The organism is Bradyrhizobium sp. ORS 278, assembly GCF_000026145.1.
In the GTDB taxonomy this organism is placed as follows: domain Bacteria; phylum Pseudomonadota; class Alphaproteobacteria; order Rhizobiales; family Xanthobacteraceae; genus Bradyrhizobium.
On record NC_009445.1, the window covers coordinates 6,912,868 to 6,933,733 of the forward strand.

Below are 20,866 nucleotides of genomic sequence, written 5' to 3' on the forward strand. Positions count from 1 at the left end.
AGCGGATGACGTGGATGGCCGGGACAAGCCCGGCCATGACGACGTGGAGAGAGACGAGCACATCACCGCGATCTTCAAATGCGAGAGCCCTGCCGCGTGCGGGGAGAGGCTGGACTGCATCGTCAGATGCAATCCGCGTGAGCGGGCTCTCCGCACGCTCGGTGCGCGGCTGCCCCTCACGCCAACCCTCTCCCTGTCAGAACGGGAAGAGCGTACCGTCCTCGGACCAATACGAAAAGGCTATCTCTGGCCAACGAGTACAAGACCCCAGCCATCACTCCGCCGCGCTCAGATCCGGCGCCAGCCGCACGATATCGGCGGGCACCGGCGCGGCCCAGGGAGCGTTGCGGCGGCGGCGGACGTCGACTTCCATCCAATAGGTTTCCCAGCCGCGGGTCGGACCGATCCCGTCCATCGTCGCCGGGCCTTGCACGCTGCGCGCCGCGGCCGCGTCGAGATGCAGCATCGGCTGCTCGCCGCGCGCGACCGTCTCGATCTGCTCGCGCAGCAGACGGCGATACTGGATGATCGCCTTGTCCGACTGTCCCAGATGCTCGCGGGTGCGATCCTGGATGCGGCCCATCGACTCCACCGCCCATTGATCGTGCACGTTGATGTCGTTGCCCATGCCGGTGTAGGTCGCGGTCGCCTGCTCGCGGGGATCGAAGCCGTAGTCGTTGCTCTTGTTCTTGCGCGAGCGGTAGTCCGGCAGCTCATAGAGTTCCAGCCGCTGCGCGCGCATCTTCGCCTTGTCGACCGGCGCGCCATAGCTGGTGAAGATCGCGTACCAGTAGCAGGTCTCGTCATCGACCGGCACGTGCCACTGCGTGATCGTCATCTCCGTGCTCATCGGAATCACGAAGGCGTGCGGGAACAGCTGATTGGTGACGCGGACATGGGTGCGCTCGGCATCGATCTCGCGCAGCGCGATGATGCGCAGACCGTATTCGGTCCGCTCGACATTGATGATCGGACGGTCGTATTCGCGCAGCACCTTGGTCATCGGCAGCTCGCTGTCGGCGGAGGCGCCGCGGAACTGCTTGCCATAGGCGGTGGACGTATCCTCGTCCTCGAAGAAGCGGTGCAGGAACGAGGCGTGCGCCGGGTCGATGCCGACTTCGAGCGCCTGCAGCCAGTTGCACTCGATCAGGCCCTTGAAGGCGAAGGTGTAGGCGTCGGGCGCCGTGAAGCAGTCGAGGTCCGGAAACGCCGGAGCTGCCCCTTCGCCGAGCCAGGCCCAGAGGATGCCGCCCTTCTCCACCACCGGATAGGAGCGCTGCTTGACGTTCTTGCACAGCGGCGATCCGGCAGGCTCCGCCGGCGTCTCGAGACAGGCGCCGTCGACGTCGAACAGCCAGCCGTGAAAGGCACAGCGCAGACCGCCATGCTCGAGCCGGCCGAAAGCGAGGTCAGCGCCGCGATGCGGGCAATCGCGATCGAGCAGCCCGTAGCGCCCCTGCTCATCCTTGAACAATACGAAGTCCTGGCCGAGCAGCTTGACCGCGCGCACGGGGCGCTCGCCCGCCAGCTCGTCCACCAGCGCAGCCGGCTGCCAATACATCCTCATTAGTTTACCGGCAGGTGCGTCGGGTCCGATGCGCGTGATCAGATCATTCTGCTCTTTGCTCATCATGATGGCCGTCTCTCCTGTTCCGTCGCAAGTCGGGCGTTGACGTCACGCGATCATCTAATATTGTTCGCTAGACGAACACATGTTCGCCAAGATTAGATTCGCTTTAACTGGGGAGAAGCGCAAGTGAAAAAGCTACAACCGAAGCCAAGGGGCAAACGGACAGCAGCTTCACTGCGGCCGAGAACAACAACAGCGGATCGTGTCAGGCCGATGCCAAAACTAAAGCGGACTGATGAGGAGAAGAAGCAGGCGCGTGGCGACGGGCCTGAGTTCGTCGAAGCACTCGATCGAGGGCTTCGCGTGATACAGGCCTTCAGCCGCGAAGGCCGGCCGATGACGTTGAGCAAGGCCGCCGAACTCACAGGTCTCGCGCGTGCCACGGTGCGCCGCATCCTGCTGACGCTGAAGGCATCGGGCTTCGTTCATGGCGACGATCGGCTGTTCTCGCTGACGCCGCGGGTGCTGTTGTTAGCATCCAGCTACCTCGCATCGAACCAGATCAACACCGTGGTACAGCCGTTGCTGGATGTCGCGGCGACGGAGGCCCGCGAGGTCTGTTCTCTCGCGGTTCTCGATGGCGATCAGGTCGTGTTCATCGCGCGCGCCACGCCGACGCGGATGTTCTCCAGTGGGCTCGAGATCGGCTACAGGCTGCCGGCCTTCTGCACCTCCGTGGGGCGGGTGCTGCTCAGTCGCATGCCGGACGATCAGTTGCGGCGGGCCATCGAGCAGACGCCGCTCACGCCGATGACGCCGCAAACGACCACCGACCAGGAAGCGCTGATCGCCGCGATATCGACCGTGCGCAGCGACGGTTATTCGGTGGTCGACGGCGAGGCCGAGCCCGGGTTCCGCTCGATCTCGGTGCCGATCCGCCGCTACGACGGCAGCATCGTTGCGGCCGCGAATATTGGCGGGCACGTCGACCGGATTACGATCGACGAGATGAAAGAGCGCTTTCTGCCGTTGCTGAAGCAGCTTGCGACGACCGTGCAGCCCCTGCTGGTCTGATTTCACTGATCCTAAGCGGCACCGGCTTCACTGAAGCGGTGCCGGCCGGCGCGTCGGCCCTGCGCACGCCCCTGCCATCTCCTCCAGCTTAGCTCTGCCAGCACGCGGCGCCGTTCGGTGACGGCGGACGAGGCGCTTCTCCATCACGATCGATCACGTCTCCCAGCCATGGCGCTGCGGCGCGCCCGTCTCCCGCCGTGCCATCGCTACAGGGACGCTGAACGGCCTGCGCAGGGCTGCCGGACGATGACGGCAGCCTGCCTGCGACAATCGCTCCGATCGCCTCGACCTCTTCTCGATGCTACGACGAAGGGCGCTGCAACAGGCGGCGCACCGGCCGCGCGACGACGTGAAGTTTGGCAGGCCACGAACTAATCGTTGTAGTAGTGAGACGACGGCGCGCGCCGCTCTTGCCAATTACGTGATCTTATTTTGACGTCAGTCGCAGTTGCCACGATTTGAAACAGGTCCAGGTATCATCACGCTCCTGCCGGCGGTGACATGGTCCGGCGCGGACGTCATGAGATCCGGAGCAAAGCGGCACGTTGTAGACGCTGCCACCGGTTTGCCGCGAATGCGCGCGCGATGGTCGTCGCGGCCGTGGGCACCGGATCACAACAGCCACCAAGCCTGAAGACGTTTGATGTTACCCGCGGTGTTGACCGCGATGACGGAGACGTGTCGCGCGGCGGACCACCCGTCGCCGGCTGGCCGGCTCTCCTGCACCGTTGCGCGTGGCTCAGCCGATGAGATGGACGAGCGTATAGACGTAGGACTTCGCGCCCTTGCGGCTGACCCAGTCGCCCTCCGGCGGCGCTGCGCCCTGATCTGCCGGCAGCACGTTCCAGGGCCGGCCCATGCAGGACTGCGAGACCTCGTCCCAGGCGACCCAGCCCCACTCCGGCTTCCATACGATCCAATAATCCCCATCGGCCCGCTTGAAGCCGATGCTGCCGTCCGGGCGGGGCAGACGGGCGAAGCTGTAGACGAGATCATCGCTCTGCCGATGCAGCTCGAACCGGCGGACTTCGTTGGACATCGGCGGCATCTCGCGCAAAGATGGCACATCGGGCGAACGACACCCGTCTCCAACAAGCATAATGCCGCTCCAAGGGGGAAAGCCATGACTGACGCGCTGCCGCTCGTGCTCGTGCCCGGGCTGATCTCCTCGCCGCGGATCTATGCGCCCGTCATTCCGGCGCTCTGGCGGCTCGGGCCGGTGATGGTGGCCAATCACATTCGCGATGACAGCATCGCCGGCATCGCGCGCCGCATCCTCGCCGAGGCGCCGCCGCGCTTCGCGCTCGCCGGCCATTCGATGGGCGGCTACATCGCCTTCGAGATCATGCGCCAGGCGCCCGAGCGCGTCGGCCGGCTGGCGCTGATCAACACCCAGGCGCGGCCGGATACGCCGGAGGCAAGCGCACGCCGCCGCACCATGATCACCCGCGCCAAGGACGGCGACTATCACACCGTGGTCGACGAGCTGTTCGCGGGCTTCGTGCATCCCTCGCGCCAGGACGATCCGCGGCTGCGCCAGATGGTGCACGACATGGCCGAGGAGGTCGGCGTGCTCGGCTTCATCCGGCAGCTGACCGCCATCATGGCGCGCCCGGACTCGCGGCCGACGCTGACGGCGATCCGCTGTCCCACGCTGGTGCTGACGAGCGACACCGACAACACCATCCCGAACAGCCTGTCGAAGGAGATGGCCGACGGCATCAGCGGCAGCTGGCTCGTGGTGCTGGAAAATTGCGGCCACCTGCCGCAGCCGGAGCAGCCTGAGGAGACGGCGCAGGCGCTGATGGAGTGGCTGCGGGGGTGAGAGCGCGACGACCGCCTATGCCACGTTCGTCATTCCGGGGCATTCGCGTAGCGAATGAGCCCGGAATCCATACTCACCGGCATCCGTTGTGACGCAAGGCGTCGTGTGGAGGACCGAGCGCTTCAGCAGCGCTCATGGTTATGGATTCCGGGCTCGCGCTTCGCGCCCCCCGGAATGACGATGGAGAGAGTATTCGGCCCGATACATCACTGCCTGGACGAGGGAGTGGTCGAACGTGTTGGCCCGGGCAGTTCGATGGACGGGTCATTCCTATCAGTGATCGAAAGCCTGGAAGAGACTCAGAATCCTCACCGCGCGCTCCTGGTTCTCATCAGCCCACAGCCCGAGGTCCAGAACCATGCGGCCATTCTGTCCGGCACTCTTCGCACCGTCACCTTTGAGCCCCGCAAACCGGGCAGCTGCGGATTGCCTATCGGCACAGACCACCACAACAAATGGGATGGGAAGATCGGCAACCTTGAAGGCTGCGACTGCCTGCACCTCCGAATACCGGAAGCCGTGGCGCACGGCCGAGGGCGAGACCTTGATGCCGTTCCGGTCGAAATGGTCCGCAAGCGCGACGATCTCGGGAGAAAGCGGATCGATCGGCCGAATAAAGCTGCGATAGGCCCACTCGCCTGAATAGACCAGCGCGACAAGCAAGACGAGAGCGAGGGCGACTCGCATCATTGGCTCCTCGCGGGAGCCTCAGCGTTGCACCCGCAATCCATCCACAAACACATCCAGCAGCCGCAGCACGCTCTGCTGCCAGCCGGTCTGGTCGTGCATGTAGCACATCCCGATCAGGGCGCGCAGCACGTCGTCGGCGCCGATGTCGTTGCGGATCTCGCCGGCGTCGACGGCGCGGGCGAGTAGCGCGCCGATCGAGCGCGTGAGATGGGCGTGCGAATAGGCGGCGAGTTCGGAGTTCGCAGTCATCACGATCGCGAGCGCGGCCATCATGCCCTTCTTGGTGGCGACGAACTGTACCGTCGAGCGCAGCCAGCGCCGGAGCGCCTCAACCGGTGACGGCTCAGTCTTTAGCTCCTCGGCAAGCTCCGCAAGCTGCTCGACCTCGCGGCGATACACCGCCTCGAACAGGTCCTCGCGGGTGGGGAAATGACGATACAGCGTACCGATGCCGACCCCGGCCTGGCGCGCGACCGCTTCCAGGCTGGCTTCCGCACCGCCGACGCTGAACACCGCCTTGGCGGCTTCGAGCACCCGCTCGCGATTGCGCTGCGCGTCGGCGCGCGGCTTGCGATGGCGCTCTTGTGGTTTCGTCTCCATCTCACCAGCTCTTGATGACGGACCGTTCATGTCCTCTTGCTAAGCGGAGGATCCCTCCGTATAAATAGACCTGCCACCCGGGACAGCCAACCTTTCCTGAAGCTCGTCGTCCCGCGGTCGCTGGATCTGGACGGACACGCGCCCGTAAGGCGGTGGCCGCTGCGATCCGATTAGGCCATCGCTTCGATCGGAACAACGCATGAATTGGACTGTCAGACTCACCGTCAACGGTGAGCCGCGCACCCTTGCGCTCGACGACCCCCGGGTCACCCTGCTCGACCTCTTGCGCGAGCGTCTCCATCTCTCCGGCACCAAGAAGGGCTGCGACCGCGGCCAGTGCGGCGCCTGCACCGTCCTCGTCGACGGGCGCCGCATCAACTCCTGCCTGACGCTGGCGCTCAGCCTCGACGGCGCTGCCATCACCACGATTGAAGGCCTCGCAAATGGAGACCAGCTGCACCCCGTGCAGGAAGCCTTCATCGCCCACGACGCCCTGCAATGCGGCTTCTGCACGCCAGGCCAGATCATGAGCGCGGTCGGCCTCATCACCGAAGGCCACGCGGGAGATGATCCCGAGCGCGTGCGCGAGGGCATGAGCGGCAATCTCTGCCGCTGCAGCGCCTATGTCGGCATCGTCGAGGCCGTGCTCGACGCGCAAAAGACGCTGACTGAGAACAAGGAGCGCGCGGCATGAACCGGTTCGACTATGTGAAACCATCGACGGTCGCCGAGGCGGTCGCGGCGGCCGGCGCGCCGGGCGCGGCCTATCTCGCATCCGGAACGAACCTGCTGGATCTGATGAAAGGCAATGTCGTCCGGCCGGAACGGCTGGTCGACATCACGCAGATCAAGGAGCTCACGCGTATCGAGCCGCTCGCCAATGGCGATGTCCGGATCGGCGCGCTGGTGCGTAATGCCGACCTCGCTCACGACACCGGCTTCACGCGCGATTTTCCGGCGATCGCCGAAGCGCTGCTCTCGGGTGCCTCGGCACAGCTGCGCAATGCGGCGACCGTCGGCGGCAACCTGCTGCAGCGGACGCGCTGCGCCTATTTCTACGATACGGCGTCGGCGTGCAACAAGCGCGTGCCGGGCGCCGGCTGCGACGCGCGGGGCGGCGACAATCATCAGCACGCGGTGCTCGGCTGGAGCGAAGCGTGCATCGCCACCAACCCGTCCGACTTCTGCGTCCCGCTCGCCGCGTTCGATGCGGTCGTGGAGATCGAAGGTTCGGCGGGCCGCCGCGAGGTCGCGCTGGAGGCGCTGCATCTTCTGCCCGGCACCGCGCCGGAGCGTGAGACCGTGCTGGCGCCCGGCGAGTTGATCGTCGCGGTCCGGTTGCCCGCGACCGCGCGCAGCTTCGCCAAGCACGCGCGATATCTGAAGGTGCGCGAGCGCAACTCCTACGCTTTCGCGGTCGTCTCGGCCGCGGCCGGGCTCGTGATCGAGAACGGCAGCATCACGCAGGCGCGCCTTGCGCTGGGCGGCGTCGCCGCCAAGCCATGGCGCGCGCGGGATGCTGAAGCTGTGCTCGCCGGTCACTCCGCCAGGCCGGACGCGTTCGAACGCGCGGCCGACGCGGCGCTGCGCGACGCCATGCCCTCCGGCGACAACGCCTACAAGATCCCGCTCGCGCGCCAGCTGATCGTGCGGGCGCTCGCCGCCGCAGCGCAGGGCACGCCGTCGCGCATGCCGGCGCTGCCGGCCTCTCCCTTCTCCTCCGTTCCAGGAGTGCTTCATGACGCCTGAGCTCAATCTCTCCCGCGATCCCGCCCATCTCCGGCACGGCTCGAACATCGGCCAGCCGCTGTCGCGCGTCGATGGTCTCGCCAAGGTGACGGGCCGCGCGACCTACGCGGCCGACAACAATCCGCCCGGCCTGCTCTACGCCGTGCTGGCCGTCTCCAGCATCGCGCGCGGCCGCGTGACCGCGCTCGACGTCGAGGCGGCCAAGGCGCATCCCGGCATCGTCGAGGTCATGACCTCGGCCAACCGGCCGCCGCTGCATGCCGATCCCGACGGCAAGCCGAATCCGTTCGCGTTCCGCTTCGAGGCGCTGCAGACCGATCGCGTGCGCTACGCCAACCAGCCGATCGCGGTGGTCATCGCGGAATCGCTGGAAGCGGCGACAGAGGGTGCCGCCCTGCTCGCGCCGCGCTACGAGGTGGAGCCGGCGCGTATCGGCCTCGATGCAGATGCCGTCTATGTGCCTCCGGCCGTCGGCATGGGCTCGCCGGCCGAGGAACGCCACGGCGATGTCGAGGCTGCGCTGGCGGGAAGCGACAAGCAGCTCACCGCGATCTACGAGACCCCGCCGCATTATCACAACGCGATGGAGCCGCATGCGATCGTCGCGGAATGGCAGGGCGACAAGCTCGTCATCGACACGCCGACGCAGGGCCTCGTCATGATGCGCGCGCGCCTCGCGGAGCTGTTCGGCATCGCGCCCGAAAACATCCTGATCCGCAGCCCGTTCCTCGGCGGCGGCTTCGGCGGCAAGGGCCTGATGGCCGGGCCGCAGGTGCTCGGCATTCTCGCAGCCAAGATGGTCGGCCGGCCGGTGAAGCTCGTGGCGCGCCGCGAGCAGCTCTATGGCCCATTCGGCCATCGCTCGCCGACCCGGCAGACCCTGCGGCTTGGCGCCAGCGCCGCGGGCCAGCTGTCTGGGATTCATCACCATGCGCGGATCGCCACCTCCAGCTTCGAGGACTTCTATGAATCGGCGGCCCACGTGACGCATACGCTCTACGCCGTCCCGGCAATTGCGACCACTTATGACGCCGTGCGGATGGACACCGGCACGCCGCTGTTCGTGCGCGCGCCCGGCATCGCGCCGGGATCCATCGCGCTCGAGAGCGCGGTCGACGAGATGGCCGAGGCCTGCGGCCTCGATCCCCTCGCCTTCCGCGTCAAGAACTACGCCGAGGTCGAGCCTTCGACCGGCAAGCCGTTCTCGTCCAAGGCGCTGCGCGAATGCTACACGCAGGGCGCCGAGCGCTTCGGCTGGTGGGACCGGCCGCTCAAGCCCCGGATGATGCGCGACAAGGACGGCTTCCTGGTCGGCTGGGGCATGGGCACGGCGACGTTCCACGCGCTGATGTTCGCAGGCCAGGCGCGCGCCGTGATCCGGCGCGACGGCTCGGGCGTGGTCGAGAGCGGCGCGCATGACATGGGCCAGGGCGCGTGGACGGCGTTCGCGCAGATCGCGGCGGATTCGCTGGCGCTCGCGCGCGATCAGGTCACGTTCAAGGCCGGCACGTCGGACCTGCCCGATGCCGGCATCGCCGGCGGCTCGGCGCACACGGCAACCGTCGGCACCGCGATCCACAATGCGGGCGCTGCCGTGATCGCCGAGCTCGCCGAGCTCGCGACGTCGGATCAGCGCTCGCCGCTGTTCGGCGCCGGCAACGCCGGCGTGATCGCCCGCAACGGCCGCCTCGTCCGGCGCGACGACGAAGGCCGCGGTGAAAGCTATGCTGACATCCTCGCGCGCGCCGGCCTCGACGAGGTCGAAGGCTCGGGCAGCGGCGTGCCGGATCCGGCCGCCAACGAGCAGTACGCCATGCATTCGCATGGCGCCGTGTTCGCCGAGGTAAAGGTCGATCCCGATCTCGGCCAGGTGCGCGTGACACGGATGGTCGGCGCGTTCGCGGCAGGCCGCATCATCAACCCGAAGCTGGTGAAGAGCCAGCTCGTCGGCGGCATGATCTGGGGCATCTCGCTGGCGCTGCACGAGGAGGCGATCACCGACCGCCGCAGCGGCCGCATCATGAACGCCAATCTCGGCGAGTATCATGTGCCGGTGAATGCCGACGTTCCGGCGATCGATGCGTTCACGGTCGAGGAGCACGATCCGTTCGTCAATCCGCTCGGCATCAAGGGCGTCGGCGAGATCGGCATCACCGGCTCGGCCGGCGCGGTGGCCAATGCGGTGGCGCACGCGACCGGCATCCGTGTCAGACGCTTCCCGGTGCGGATCAGCGATCTCGTTCGTCGAAGCTGACCAAGCCGCACGCCAAACGACAAAGCCTCCGTTCCCGCCGGGAACGGAGGCTTTTCCTTGAGCAAAGAGGGTCGCGGCCCTACGCCGCCTGCTGCATGAACGAGCCCCTGACCCAGGTGGCGAAGGCCTCGCGCCTGGCGCCGAGCTCAAACTCCACGCGCAGCGCGTCGTGGTCGCGGGCGCGAACCTGATAAGGAATGTCGCCGCTGAAGCCGGTGAACTGGATCACGCCGCGATCGCCGATGCCGGGTTCGGGATCGAAGCGGAACAAGGCGCCGCCCTCGGAGATGTCGACGAGCTCCGCCTTCACCGGCCCCTTGCGCGCATCGATCACCTTGATCGGCAGGCTCGTGCGGAAGCGTGGGGATTGGCGGCGGTCGGCTTCGACGGTCGTGGTCCGGACCACCTTCACCAGCGTCGCGCGCAGCGCCGTCAGGCTGGAGGCCACATTGCCGATGGCGCTGCGCACCTCGGCGGCGCGATCGTTGACCATGCCGGCATCCTTGCCGACATTGCCGATCTTGGACGAGACGTCGCGGGCGGCACTGGCGGAGGAGTGCACCGAGCGGCTGATCTCCTGGGTCGCCGCATGCTGCTCCTCCATCGCCGCGGCGACCGAGGCCGCGACCTCGTCGATCTCGGAGATCTGGCTGCCGATGCCTTCGACCGCATCGATGGTGGCCTGCGTGGTGCTCTGCACCTCGCCGATCAGGCGCGAGATCTCCTCGGTCGATTTCGCGGTCTGATCCGACAGCGACTTCACCTCGGCCGCGACCACGGCGAAGCCGCGGCCGGCCTCGCCGGCGCGCGCGGCCTCGATCGTGGCGTTCAGCGCCAGCAGATTGGTCTGCTCCGCGATGCCGCCGATCAGGTTCGAGACCTCGGCAATCTTGTCCACCGCCTTGGTCAGCGACATCATCGTCGACTTTGCCTTCTCGCGGCCGGTGACGGCCGACTTGGTGATGGTGCTGGCGCGCGCGACCTGGCTGGAGATCTCACGGATCGCCGAGCTCAGCTCTTCGGCCGCCGCCGACACGGTCTGCGCATTCGCGAGCGACTGCTCCGAGGCCGCCGCCACCGCCTGGGCATCAGCCGACAGCTCATGCGCGAGATCGGAGAGGCCACTGGCCACCGCCTCCACCTGGCGCGACGCGCCCGCCGCCTCGTCCACCGATGTGCTGGTCTCGCGCTCGATCACGTCGGCCATGTCGAGCATGGCCCGCCTCTTCACGCGATCCGCCTCGGCGCGATCACGCTCCTGCTTGTCGCGCAGCTCGGCATTCTCCAGCGCATTGGTCTTGAAGATGCCGAGCGCGCGCGCCATCGCGCCGATCTCGTCGCCGCGCTGCGAATAGGGGATGTCGGTGGACAGCTCGCCCTGGGCGATCCGCCGCATCAGGCCGGTCATCCGCGACAGCGGACGGACGACGCCCATCACCAGCCCCGACATGCCGGCGATGACCAGCGCCATCACGATGCCGGAGACCGTCCAGACGACGACCGAGATGCTGCTGTCCTGCGCCGCGGCCGCGGTCTCCATGTCTGAATTGAACTTGTTCGCCTTTTCGACCAGCGTGTCGATCACCGCGCGGTGCGCCGCATAGGCGTCTCTCAGCCGGGCATAGGCCGTATCGGCCTTCGCCGTGTCGCCGGCGCGCAGCGCCGGGATCAGTTCGGCTTCTGCCGCCTGCCAGAACTTCCTGACCTCGGCATCGGACTTCTCGACGAGCAGCGATTTCAGATCGGGCTCGAGCGTCGATCCGATCCAGAACGCCTTCCGGTCGTCGTAGTCCTTCTTGAGCTGCGCCAGCTTGGCGGCATGCGCGTCGAGGTTCTTCGGGTTGCGCAGCACCAGCGTCGCCTCGAGATAGGCTTCGATGACATATTCGGGCGGCGGCAGGATGTCGGCGACGAGATCGTTGCCAAGCTTGATCTTGCTGTACAGCGGCCCACCGACCTTGAGCTCGCGCAGCGCGTAGGCGCTGGTCAGCACCACGGCACCGAAGCCGAGCGCGAGCACGAGGCCGAAGACCGCGATGAGGGCGGAAATCGAAAGACGCATTTTCATGTCGGACGACGCATTCCAGATGGGAGGATCCGCGATCGCGGCAGGCGCTGGCGGCACGATCCCGTCGCCGTTGACGAGATCACGTTCCGGCCGCCAAGCCTCAACTGAAGATGCGATTAGCGTGCACAAGCTTTTTTCAACGGAAGTAAATTTTTACGTCCGTAGAAATGCGGTCTCAGGTGCTCATCCCGCCCGCCGGGACACGGTCGCGCCGTCCTTCGTGGTGCTGCGCACGATATTGGTCAGCACCGCCTGCAACGATGACATGGTCGCGCCGACCTGCATGATCGCGGTGCGGACCTCGGCGGCGCGGTCGTTCACCGCCTGGGCGCCGCGGCCGACATTCGAGATCTTTTCCGAGACATCCTTGGCCGCGGCTGCGGAGGCGGCGACCGACCGGCTGATCTCGCTGGTGGCGGCACGCTGCTGCTGCATGGCCGAGGCGACGGAGGCCGCGACCACGTCGATCTCCGAAATCTGGCCGCCGATGCCTTCGACCGCGTCGACGGTGGCCTTGGTGGCATTCTGCACCTCGGAGATCAGCCGCGAGATCTCCTCGGTCGACTTGGCGGTCTGGTCGGACAGCGATTTCACCTCGGCGGCGACGACCGCAAATCCGCGCCCCGCATCGCCCGCCCGCGCCGCCTCGATGGTGGCGTTGAGCGCCAGCAGGTTGGTCTGCTGCGCGATGCCGCCGATCAGGTTGGACACCTCGGCGATCTTGCCGACCGCTTCCGAGAGCGACTGGATGGTGCTGGTCGCCTTCTCGCGTCCTGTCACGGCGGTCTTGGTGATGGCGGTAGCGCGCCCGACCTGGCTCGCGATGCCAGAGATCGCCGCGCTGAGCTGCTCGGCCGCGGTTGCGACCACATGGGCGCTGGACAGCGAGAGCTCGGACGCGGACGCCACCGCGCTCGCATCGGCGGAGAGATCGTGCGCCAAGCTGGACAGTCCGCCCACGGCGGTCTCGACCTCTCGCGAGGCTCCGGCGGCGGCGCCGACCGAGGTCGTGGTCTCACGCTCGATCACCTCGGCCATGGCGAGGATGGCGCGGTGCTTTTCCTGCTCGGCCGCGACGCGCTCGATATCCTGCTTCTGCAGCTGCTCCTTCTCCATCGCATTGGTCTTGAACACCGCAAGCGCTCGGGCCATCGCACCGATCTCGTCGCCCCGCTCGGCAAACGGAATGGACGTCGACAGGTCGCCGCCGGACAGCTGCCGCATCAGCCGGGTCATGTGTGCGAGCGGCCGGACCACGCCATGCACCAGACCGAGCAGGCCGGCGACGACGACCAGCAGGACGAGGCCCGACAATACGCCGCCGAACCAGCTGATGGTGCTGTCGCGACCGGCCGCCACCGCCTCCGTCTCGGCGATCATCCGGTTGGCGCGCGCGACGATGCCATCGATGACCGTCCGATGGGCGGAATAGGCGGTGGTCAGTCGCTGATAGGCGAGCTTGGCCGCCGGCATGTCTCCGCCCCGCAGCGCCGGCATCAGCTCGCGCTCGAGCACCTGCCAGAACCGCCGGACCTCGGCGTCCGACCGCTCGACAAGCTCCGATTTCAGTCCCGGCTCCAGCGCCGAGCTGCTCCAGAACGTCCTGCGGTCGTCATATTCCTTCTTCAGGTCGGCCAATCGCGCGGCTCGTGCATCGAGACTGGATGGATCGAGCAGCGCAAGCGTCGCTTCCAGATAGGACTCGATCACATATTCCGGGGGCGGCAGGATATCGGCGACGAGATCGTTGCCCAGCTTGATGTTCTGATAGAGCGGGCCGCCGACCTTCAGCTCCCGGACGGCGAAGATACCGGTGGCGACCACGGCGCCCAGGCCGACGGCCACGACGACGCCGAAGGCCAGGATCATCGCGGAGATCGAGAGCCGCGTTTTCATTGCGCTTGTCTTCCTTGGTGCGAGAGAGGTGACTGCCATCGGCCTGGCGTCGCCATGACGCGCAGGGGTCGAGCGCCGGTCAGCACAATCTGGATGCTGCGGCGCCACAAACTGTCTCAGATCTATGGAACTCACGATAATATAAAGTAAATATTTGGTTCCATACGAACTCGCGATTTTACAGGATGTGCACCTTTCGATTGCAAGTCCCTGACCTGTCGCAAGGCCGTCCTCCGGCGTTGTGCGACGGTAGACAACCAGGTTTCAGATGAGGTCCCATGTCGAAGCCCGTCCCCGACAAGGCCGAGGTCGCGCTCGAATATCCCGACAAGTTCTATGTCGGCACGTTCGAGCGATCGTCGCGCTTCGAGGCCCATCTCGAACCGTCGGGGCTGGCGCTGACCTTGGAGCGCCCGGGAGCCGAGGACGTTCGCAAGTCGATCCACCTGCACCTCCACTACGGGCTGCTCGCCGCGATCCTCAAGGAGATCGCAACCGGCGTCGCAGCCCTTCCCGGGGACGACAGCCTGCATCGCGATCAACTGCGGGAGGCCGTCACCGCGCTGCACGATTCGCTCAGAACGCCCTGACCTCTTAAAGCGCGTTAACCGCGTGTGCCGCGACGGCACAACGATCCGCTTCATCAACCAATGCTTCAGGCTTCGTTAGCGGTTTGCTAACTACGCGACAACGTTTGCACCTGATCCGGCCGGCTTGAAGAGGGGTGTGCTGCGCAAGTGACAGCATTTTACTAAAAAGCGATCTATCTCCAATGCATCGACGGCGCGCGCTGCGCGAGCCTTGTTAGTCTGAGTTGGAGACCCGCCATGAAGAAGATCCTGTTCGCCACCGTTGCGCTCGCCGCGCTCGCCTCGTCCTCCGCCTTCGCTGCCGATCTCGGCGCGCGCAGCTATCCCTATGCGACCAAGGCGCCGGCCTATGTCGCGCCGATCTACAACTGGACCGGCTTCTATCTCGGCGCCCATCTCGGCGGCGCCTTCTCCAGCGACAACAACTTCTCGGGCCTCGGAACCGGCAACAACTCCAACGGCCGCTTCCTCGGCGGCGTTCAAGCCGGCGCCGACTGGCAGTTCGCTCCGACCTGGGTGATCGGCGCGGAAGGCCAGTACAGCTGGCTCAGCGGCAGCGTCGGCGCGGCATTCCCGGGCGGTTACGTCTATAACAACAGCCAGCGCGGCCTCGGCTCGATCACCGGCCGGGTCGGCTACACCTGGGGTCCGGGCCTTCTCTACGTGAAGGGCGGCTACGCCTATTCGGACAACAACGAGAAGGTGACCCTGGCAGGTAACCAGGTCGGCTTCGCGACCTCGGGCGATCACCGCAACGGCTGGACCGTCGGCGGCGGCATCGAATACATGTTCGCGCCGAACTGGTCGGCCAAGGCCGAATACCAGTACTACAATTTCGGCAGCGCCACCTTCGCCGCGCCGGCCGCGCTGGTTCCCACCGGCAGCTTCACCACCGACGACCACACCTTCAAGGCCGGCGTGAACTACCGCTTCAACTGGGGCGTCCCCGTCGCCGCCCGCTACTGATCCGCAGGCGTCAAAAAACAATAAAGCATCAAAAGGCCGGCAGCGATGCCGGCCTTTCCTTGTCACAGGGTCCTCGTTCCACGGACTAATAACGCCCACCGCGGCATCGAATGCCGCGGCGTGAAATGTAGAAATGCATGAAAAATCAGCAGGAACCGCGTAATTTCCCTGATTGTTAACTCACGACCGCGATAGTGCTCGCACAAATATCAGCTCAAAGTAGCACGATCGAGGGAAACGAGACATGGCGGGTCGGTTCAGCTTCAGCAGAATGCTCGGAGTCCTGCGTCCCAGATGGGGCGTCCGTGGCAGCCTGTTCGCGGCGTTTGCGGTGATCGCCGGCATGGCGATCGCGATCAGCGTCGGCGCCGGGCTGATGCTGCGCCACATCGGCGGCACCATGGTCGAGCTGTCCGGCAGCGACATTCCCCGCCTCACCGCGAGCCTGCAGCTGCTGGCGCAGAGCTCGAGTCTCGCCAGCCTGGGTCCGGCGCTATTGGGCTCGCAGAGCGAGGACGCGCTCAACGATCGCCTCAAGAAGATGCAGGAGATCCAGAAGGCCACGCAGCAGCGCCTTGCCGAAATCAGCGCACTCGGCGCCGAAAAGAGCGTGGTCGCGCCGCTCGCCGAGACGATCAAGAACATCAACGAGGCCAATCAGAGCCTGGTGTCGGCCGCGCGCGAGCGCCTCGCCGTCGCAGCCATGCACAATCAGCAGTACGACGCGCTGCGCAAGGCGCAGGAGGAGTTCACCAAGGCGGCGAACGAGCCGATGCTCGACGCCCAGACGCAGCTCAACGCCGTGCTAGGCGCCGCCGAGGTCTCTGCGGACGACGCCACCGCGGCGGCGCGCTTCGTCGAGCAGCTCGGCAACGTGATCGCATCAGGCAATCTGATCGTCGCGCAGATGGCGGCCGCGCTCTCGGCCAATGACAGCGACACGCTGGAGTCTGTCGAGCGACAGTTCAAGGATTCGCTGGCCCAGCTAAAGTCGAACCTCGAGCTGCTGCCGAACGGACGCAGCACCAAGGCGATCAACGACGCGGCGATGAAGCTCGCCGCGCTCGGCGAGGGCAAGAGCCGCGTGTTCAAGACCCGCGAAAAAGAGCTCGACGCGAACGATTACGGCCAGACCGTGCTGGAGGAGACGCGCAAGCTCAATGTCGGTCTCGACATCAGCGTCCAGCAGCTCGTCGAGGGCGTCCGCAAATCGACCGAAGGCGCCACCGTCACGGCCGGCCGCGAGATCGAGTTCGGGACGTTCGGCATGGTTGGCGCCGGCGCGGCGACACTGCTCGGTTCGATTCTGTTCGTCTGGCTCTATGTCGGCGGCAACATCCTGCGCCGGATCAAGCGGCTGCAGCAGGCGATGCAGAACCTCTCGAGCGGCGACCTGGCGACGGAGATCGCGGCCTCGAAGCAGCGGGACGAGATCGGCGCGATGGTCGACACCCTGCAGGTGTTCCGCGACAACATGATCCAGGCCCGCACGCTCGCCGCCGAGCAGGAGCGCGAGAACGCCGCCAAGGCGGAGCGCGCCACGCGCATGGAGGCGCGCATTGCCGAGTTCGAGGCGACGGTGCGCAGCGCGCTGGCCAATCTGCAGAGCTCGGCGACGGCGATGCAGACGACGGCGCAGAGCATGTCCCAGACCGCCGATGAGTCCAACTCGCTGGTCAGCGCGGTCGCCGCGGCGGCCGAGGAGACCTCGGTCAACGTGCAGACCGTGTCCGCCGGCACCGAGCAGCTGTCGTCGTCGATCGCCGAGATCGGCCGCCAGGTCGTGACCTCGGCGCAGATCGCCAAGAAAGCCGTCGAGGAGGCCGGCGCCACTGACTCGACGATGCAGGGCCTCGCCGACAATGCGAGCCGCGTCAGTGTCGTCGTCGACCTCATTCAGGCGATCGCCTCGCAGACCAACCTGCTGGCGCTCAACGCCACGATCGAGGCGGCCCGTGCGGGCGAGGCCGGCCGCGGCTTCGCGGTCGTGGCCCAGGAAGTGAAGAGTCTCGCCAGTCAGACCGCCAAGGCCACCGACGAAATCCGCGCCCAGATCGCCAGCATGCAGCAGGTCGCGTCGTCGGCGGTTGCGGCGATCCGCAACATCGGCGGGACCATTGCCGAGATCGACAACGTCACGACCGCGATCGCCGCGGCCGTGGAGCAGCAGGGCACCGCCACGCACGAGATGGCCCGCAACATCCAGCAGGCGGCTTCGGGCACCAGCGAGGTCTCGCATAACATCACCGGCGTCTCCAGCGCCTCGGCCCAGGCCGGCACCTCGGCGAACGAGGTGCTGACCGCCTCGGAGGCGCTGCGCCGGGAGGCCGAGACCTTGCGCGCGGAAGTGGACGCCTTCCTGATCAACATCAGGGCGGCGTAGCGACAGCTGCTCCCAGCGTCATTCCGGGGCAATGGCCGATGCGCAACGCGCATTGGCGATTGAACCCGGAATCTCGAACTGGTGAGCGCAAGACAATCTCGAGATTCCGGGTTCAATGCCTGCGGCCTTGCCCCGGAATGACGCGAGTGAGGCAAGCAGTGCGAGGCGCTAGCTCCGCATGCAACCGTCTGCCACGCCCCGGAATGCCGTTCAGCCATGTCGTCCCGCCGCGTTTTTCGGCTGGCGCTCGCCCGCTGCGGCCGTTAATCGATGAGACATGACCAAGACCGACACCGCTTATTCGTCCGCCGAAGCCCTGCGCTACCCCTGGGAGCAGCATCCCGGTGAGGACCAGGTGGTCGAGGTCGCGCCTGGCGTGCTGTGGCTGCGGCTGAAGCTGCCGTTCCGGCTCAACCATGTGAACATCTACCTGCTGGCCGACGGCGACGGCTGGGTCGCGGTGGACTCCGGCTTCGGCAACGAGGAGTCGATCGGCGCCTGGACGCGGCTGCTCGATGGCCCGCTCAAGGATGTGAAGATCACGCGGCTGATCGTGACGCATTCGCATCCCGACCATGTCGGTCTCGCCGGCTGGATCGTCGAGCGCTTCAACTGCCCGCTGGTGATGTCGCAGGTCGAATATCTGCAATCGGTGTATCATCAGAACCGCGGCACCGAGGAGCGGCGCAACGCGCAGCGGCTGTTCTTCCGCCGCCACGGCATGGACGAGACCCTGACCGACAAGCTGCTCGGCCGCGGCCAGGAATATCTGCAGCGCGTCTCGGTGCTGCCGGCCTCGTACCGCCGCATCGCCCATGGCGACGAGATCCAGATCGGCAGCCGCCGCTTCAAGGTGATCACCGGCGGCGGCCACGCGCTCGACCAGGTGATGCTGTATTGCGCCGCCGACAAGCTGTTCCTGTCCGCCGACCAGGTGCTGAGCAAGATCTCGCCGAATGTCAGCGTCTGGGCGGTCGAGCCCGACCAGAACTCGCTCGGCGAATATCTCGCGTCGCTGGCGAGCCTGACCACCACCCTGCCCTACGACGTGCTGGTGCTGCCCGGCCATGGCGTGCCGTTCTACGGCTTGAAGACCCGCATCAAGCAGCTGGCCGACCATCACGAGGAGCGCTGCCGGATGATTGCGGAGGCCTGCCGCGACGAGACCAGGACGTCCGCGCAGCTCGTGCCCGTCGTGTTCCACAAGCACGTGCTCGATCCCCACCAGATGGGCTTCGCCGCCGGCGAGCTGATCGCGCACGTCAACTACATGCTGGTCGAGGGCCGCCTCACCGCCCGCGAGATCGACGGCGTGCTGCATTATCGCACCACCTGAGGCTGAGACCGGGCGGCCGCGGCGCTGCCGCAATGCGAGCGCGGTCCGGTCCAGATCGGCCGGGCTTGGACAAAACGCCCAACTCTTGCCGTGGGATTCCGGCTCGACAGCCGCTCTGGAAACGCTCTAAGAAGGCCTTAAGCCCCCGTCGCTTAGAGGGTCCGCTCCAGGCGCTGCGCTGCAGCGCAGCACGTCAGGTTCCGTGATGGACTACAGCCAATATTTCAGTGCCGCTCTGGGTCGTCTGCATGACGAGCGCCGCTATCGGGTTTTCGCCGATCTCGAACGCATCGCCGGCCGGTTCCCGCACGCCACCTGGCACTCGCCGAACGGTCCGCGCAACGTCGTGATCTGGTGCTCCAACGACTATCTCGGCATGGGCCAGCACCCGAAGGTGGTCGGCGCAATGGTCGAGACCGCGACCCGCGTCGGCACCGGCGCCGGCGGCACCCGCAACATCGCCGGCACCCACCATCCCCTGGTGCAACTGGAAGCCGAGCTCGCCGATCTGCACGGCAAGGAAGCGGCGCTGCTGTTCACCTCCGGCTACGTCTCGAACCAGACCGGCATCGCCACGCTCGCCAAGCTGATCCCGGACTGCCTGATCCTGTCGGATGCGCTCAATCACAATTCGATGATCGAGGGCGTGCGCCAGTCCGGCTGCGAGCGCCAGATCTGGCGCCACAACGACCTTGCCCATCTCGAGCAGTTGCTGATCGCGGCCGGCCCGAGCCGGCCGAAGCTGATCGCCTGCGAGAGCCTGTATTCGATGGACGGCGACGTCGCGCCGCTGGCCGCGATCTGCGATCTCGCCGAGCGCTACAATGCGATGACCTATGTCGACGAGGTGCATGCGGTCGGCATGTACGGCGCGCGAGGCGGCGGCATCGCCGAGCGCGACGGCGTCATGCACCGCATCGACATTCTCGAAGGCACGCTGGCGAAAGCGTTCGGCTGTCTCGGCGGCTACATCGCAGCCAAGGGCGAGATCATCGACGCCGTGCGCTCCTACGCGCCGGGTTTCATCTTCACGACGGCGCTGCCGCCGCCGATCTGCTCGGCCGCCACCGCCGCGATCAAGCACCTGAAATCGTCGAGCTGGGAGCGCGAGCGCCACCAGGACCGCGCTGCCCGCGTCAAGGCGATCCTCAACGCCGCTGGCCTGCCTGTCATGGACAACGACACCCACATCGTGCCGCTGTTCGTCGGCGATCCCGAGAAGTGCAAGCAGGCCTCCGACCTGCTGCTCGAAGAGCACGGCATCTACATCCAGCCGATCAACTACCCGACGGTCGCCAAGGGCACCGAGCGCCTGCGCATCACGCCCTCGCCCTATCACGACGACGGCCTGATCGACCGCCTGGCGGAGGCCCTGCTGCAGGTCTGGGAACGGCTGGGATTGGCGCTGCACAAGAAGCCGCTGGCGGCGGAGTAGCCTTCGTAGCCCGGGTAAGCGCAGCGACACCCGGGTTCACCGAGACGGCACGTGATACCCCGGATATCGCTGCGCTCATCCGGGCTACGGCCCCTCCGCTGACTTAGCAAAGCTATCGTCGCGCACACCGCTGCGCTCCCCTCCCCCTTGCGGGGAGGGGTCGGGGGTGGGGGTCCACGAGTCCCTCTGTTCGTGAGGGCCGTGCTCACAAGCGTGCAACTGAAATCTCCGCATAGGACGACGCGCGCCTCACTACATTCAGCGCCCGGAGACCCCCACCCCCGACCCCTCCCCGCAGGGGGGAGGGAGCAGACAGCCCCCGCCGCAACGTCATCGGCTCTCACGGGCAAGACAAGCCGCAACAGCAATGCGCCGCAGCCCTTAACGACGCCTCACCATTCTCCGCGTCCCCTTCCACATCCCTATCGCC

Annotated in this window: 16 protein-coding genes; 10 read left to right on the plus strand and 6 right to left on the minus strand. The window is 66.5% G+C overall.

Annotated elements, in window-relative coordinates; genetic code table 11:
- Positions 1-274 precede the first annotated feature (274 nt).
- Positions 275-1,633: an aromatic ring-hydroxylating dioxygenase subunit alpha gene (locus tag BRADO_RS30910; protein WP_012030130.1), complete on the minus strand. Its 1,359-nt coding sequence runs from the start codon at positions 1,631-1,633 to the stop codon at positions 275-277.
- Positions 1,634-1,756: 123 nt separating this feature from the next.
- Here BRADO_RS30910 and BRADO_RS30915 point away from each other — a divergent pair, with 123 nt between their 5' ends.
- Positions 1,757-2,644: an IclR family transcriptional regulator C-terminal domain-containing protein gene (locus tag BRADO_RS30915; protein ID WP_012030131.1), complete on the plus strand. Its 888-nt coding sequence runs from the start codon at positions 1,757-1,759 to the stop codon at positions 2,642-2,644.
- A 739-nt stretch (positions 2,645-3,383) separates the two neighbouring features.
- Here BRADO_RS30915 and BRADO_RS30920 read toward each other — a convergent pair.
- Positions 3,384-3,683 (minus strand): hypothetical protein, encoded by a 300-nt coding sequence (locus tag BRADO_RS30920; RefSeq protein ID WP_041757869.1) that lies wholly within the window; start codon positions 3,681-3,683, stop codon positions 3,384-3,386.
- Positions 3,684-3,767: 84 nt separating this feature from the next.
- Here BRADO_RS30920 and BRADO_RS30925 point away from each other — a divergent pair, with 84 nt between their 5' ends.
- Positions 3,768-4,469 carry an alpha/beta fold hydrolase gene (locus BRADO_RS30925; protein ID WP_012030133.1) on the plus strand — a complete coding sequence of 234 codons (702 nt, stop codon included), beginning with the start codon at positions 3,768-3,770 and terminating at the stop codon, positions 4,467-4,469.
- Positions 4,470-4,742: 273 nt separating this feature from the next.
- Here BRADO_RS30925 and BRADO_RS30930 read toward each other — a convergent pair whose 3' ends face one another.
- Together BRADO_RS30930 and BRADO_RS30935 are read right to left on the minus strand one after the other, a co-directional pair.
- Entirely contained in the window at positions 4,743-5,159 is a 417-nt protein-coding gene (locus tag BRADO_RS30930) for a hypothetical protein (protein WP_012030134.1), read from the minus strand.
- Between the two features lie 18 nt (positions 5,160-5,177).
- Positions 5,178-5,759 (minus strand): TetR/AcrR family transcriptional regulator, encoded by a 582-nt coding sequence (locus BRADO_RS30935; RefSeq protein WP_041757179.1) that lies wholly within the window; start codon positions 5,757-5,759, stop codon positions 5,178-5,180.
- Positions 5,760-5,958: 199 nt separating this feature from the next.
- On the opposite strand from BRADO_RS30935, the gene BRADO_RS30940 reads away from it, so the two are divergent.
- From BRADO_RS30940 to BRADO_RS30950, 3 genes are read left to right on the plus strand one after another with little or no spacing between them, the layout of a single operon-like run.
- Entirely contained in the window at positions 5,959-6,453 is a 495-nt protein-coding gene (locus BRADO_RS30940; RefSeq protein WP_012030136.1) for a (2Fe-2S)-binding protein, read from the plus strand.
- Positions 6,450-7,508, plus strand: coding sequence for a xanthine dehydrogenase family protein subunit M (locus BRADO_RS30945; protein ID WP_012030137.1), 1,059 nt, complete (start codon positions 6,450-6,452; stop codon positions 7,506-7,508). The genes BRADO_RS30940 and BRADO_RS30945 overlap by 4 nt, the downstream gene beginning before the upstream one ends.
- A complete protein-coding gene (locus BRADO_RS30950; protein ID WP_012030138.1) occupies positions 7,498-9,762 on the plus strand; it encodes a xanthine dehydrogenase family protein molybdopterin-binding subunit in 2,265 nt (754 codons plus the stop codon). Before BRADO_RS30945 ends, BRADO_RS30950 begins: the two co-directional genes overlap by 11 nt.
- Positions 9,763-9,841: 79 nt before the next feature.
- Here the strand turns inward: BRADO_RS30950 and BRADO_RS30955 are convergent, their stop codons facing one another.
- Both BRADO_RS30955 and BRADO_RS30960 read right to left on the minus strand, forming a co-directional pair.
- Positions 9,842-11,830, minus strand: a complete 1,989-nt coding sequence (locus BRADO_RS30955) for a methyl-accepting chemotaxis protein (RefSeq protein WP_012030139.1) — start codon at positions 11,828-11,830, stop codon at positions 9,842-9,844.
- Positions 11,831-12,013: 183 nt separating this feature from the next.
- Positions 12,014-13,726 carry a methyl-accepting chemotaxis protein gene (locus BRADO_RS30960; RefSeq protein ID WP_012030140.1) on the minus strand — a complete coding sequence of 571 codons (1,713 nt, stop codon included), beginning with the start codon at positions 13,724-13,726 and terminating at the stop codon, positions 12,014-12,016.
- Between the two features lie 278 nt (positions 13,727-14,004).
- Between BRADO_RS30960 and BRADO_RS30965 the strand changes: the two genes are divergently transcribed.
- The 5 genes from BRADO_RS30965 to hemA all read left to right on the plus strand — a co-directional run bounded on the left by BRADO_RS30965 (position 14,005) and on the right by hemA (position 20,436).
- Positions 14,005-14,316, plus strand: a complete 312-nt coding sequence (locus tag BRADO_RS30965) for a hypothetical protein (RefSeq protein WP_012030141.1) — start codon at positions 14,005-14,007, stop codon at positions 14,314-14,316.
- Positions 14,317-14,553: 237 nt separating this feature from the next.
- Positions 14,554-15,282: an outer membrane protein gene (locus tag BRADO_RS30970; protein ID WP_012030142.1), complete on the plus strand. Its 729-nt coding sequence runs from the start codon at positions 14,554-14,556 to the stop codon at positions 15,280-15,282.
- Positions 15,283-15,526: 244 nt separating this feature from the next.
- Positions 15,527-17,665 carry a methyl-accepting chemotaxis protein gene (locus BRADO_RS30975; protein ID WP_012030143.1) on the plus strand — a complete coding sequence of 713 codons (2,139 nt, stop codon included), beginning with the start codon at positions 15,527-15,529 and terminating at the stop codon, positions 17,663-17,665.
- 277 nt (positions 17,666-17,942) lie between these two features.
- Entirely contained in the window at positions 17,943-19,001 is a 1,059-nt protein-coding gene (locus tag BRADO_RS30980; protein ID WP_012030144.1) for an MBL fold metallo-hydrolase, read from the plus strand.
- A 205-nt stretch (positions 19,002-19,206) separates the two neighbouring features.
- The gene (gene hemA / locus BRADO_RS30985) at positions 19,207-20,436 is read left to right on the plus strand and encodes a 5-aminolevulinate synthase (protein WP_012030145.1); all 1,230 of its coding nucleotides are present in this window, start codon (positions 19,207-19,209) and stop codon (positions 20,434-20,436) included.
- Positions 20,437-20,866 lie beyond the last annotated feature (430 nt).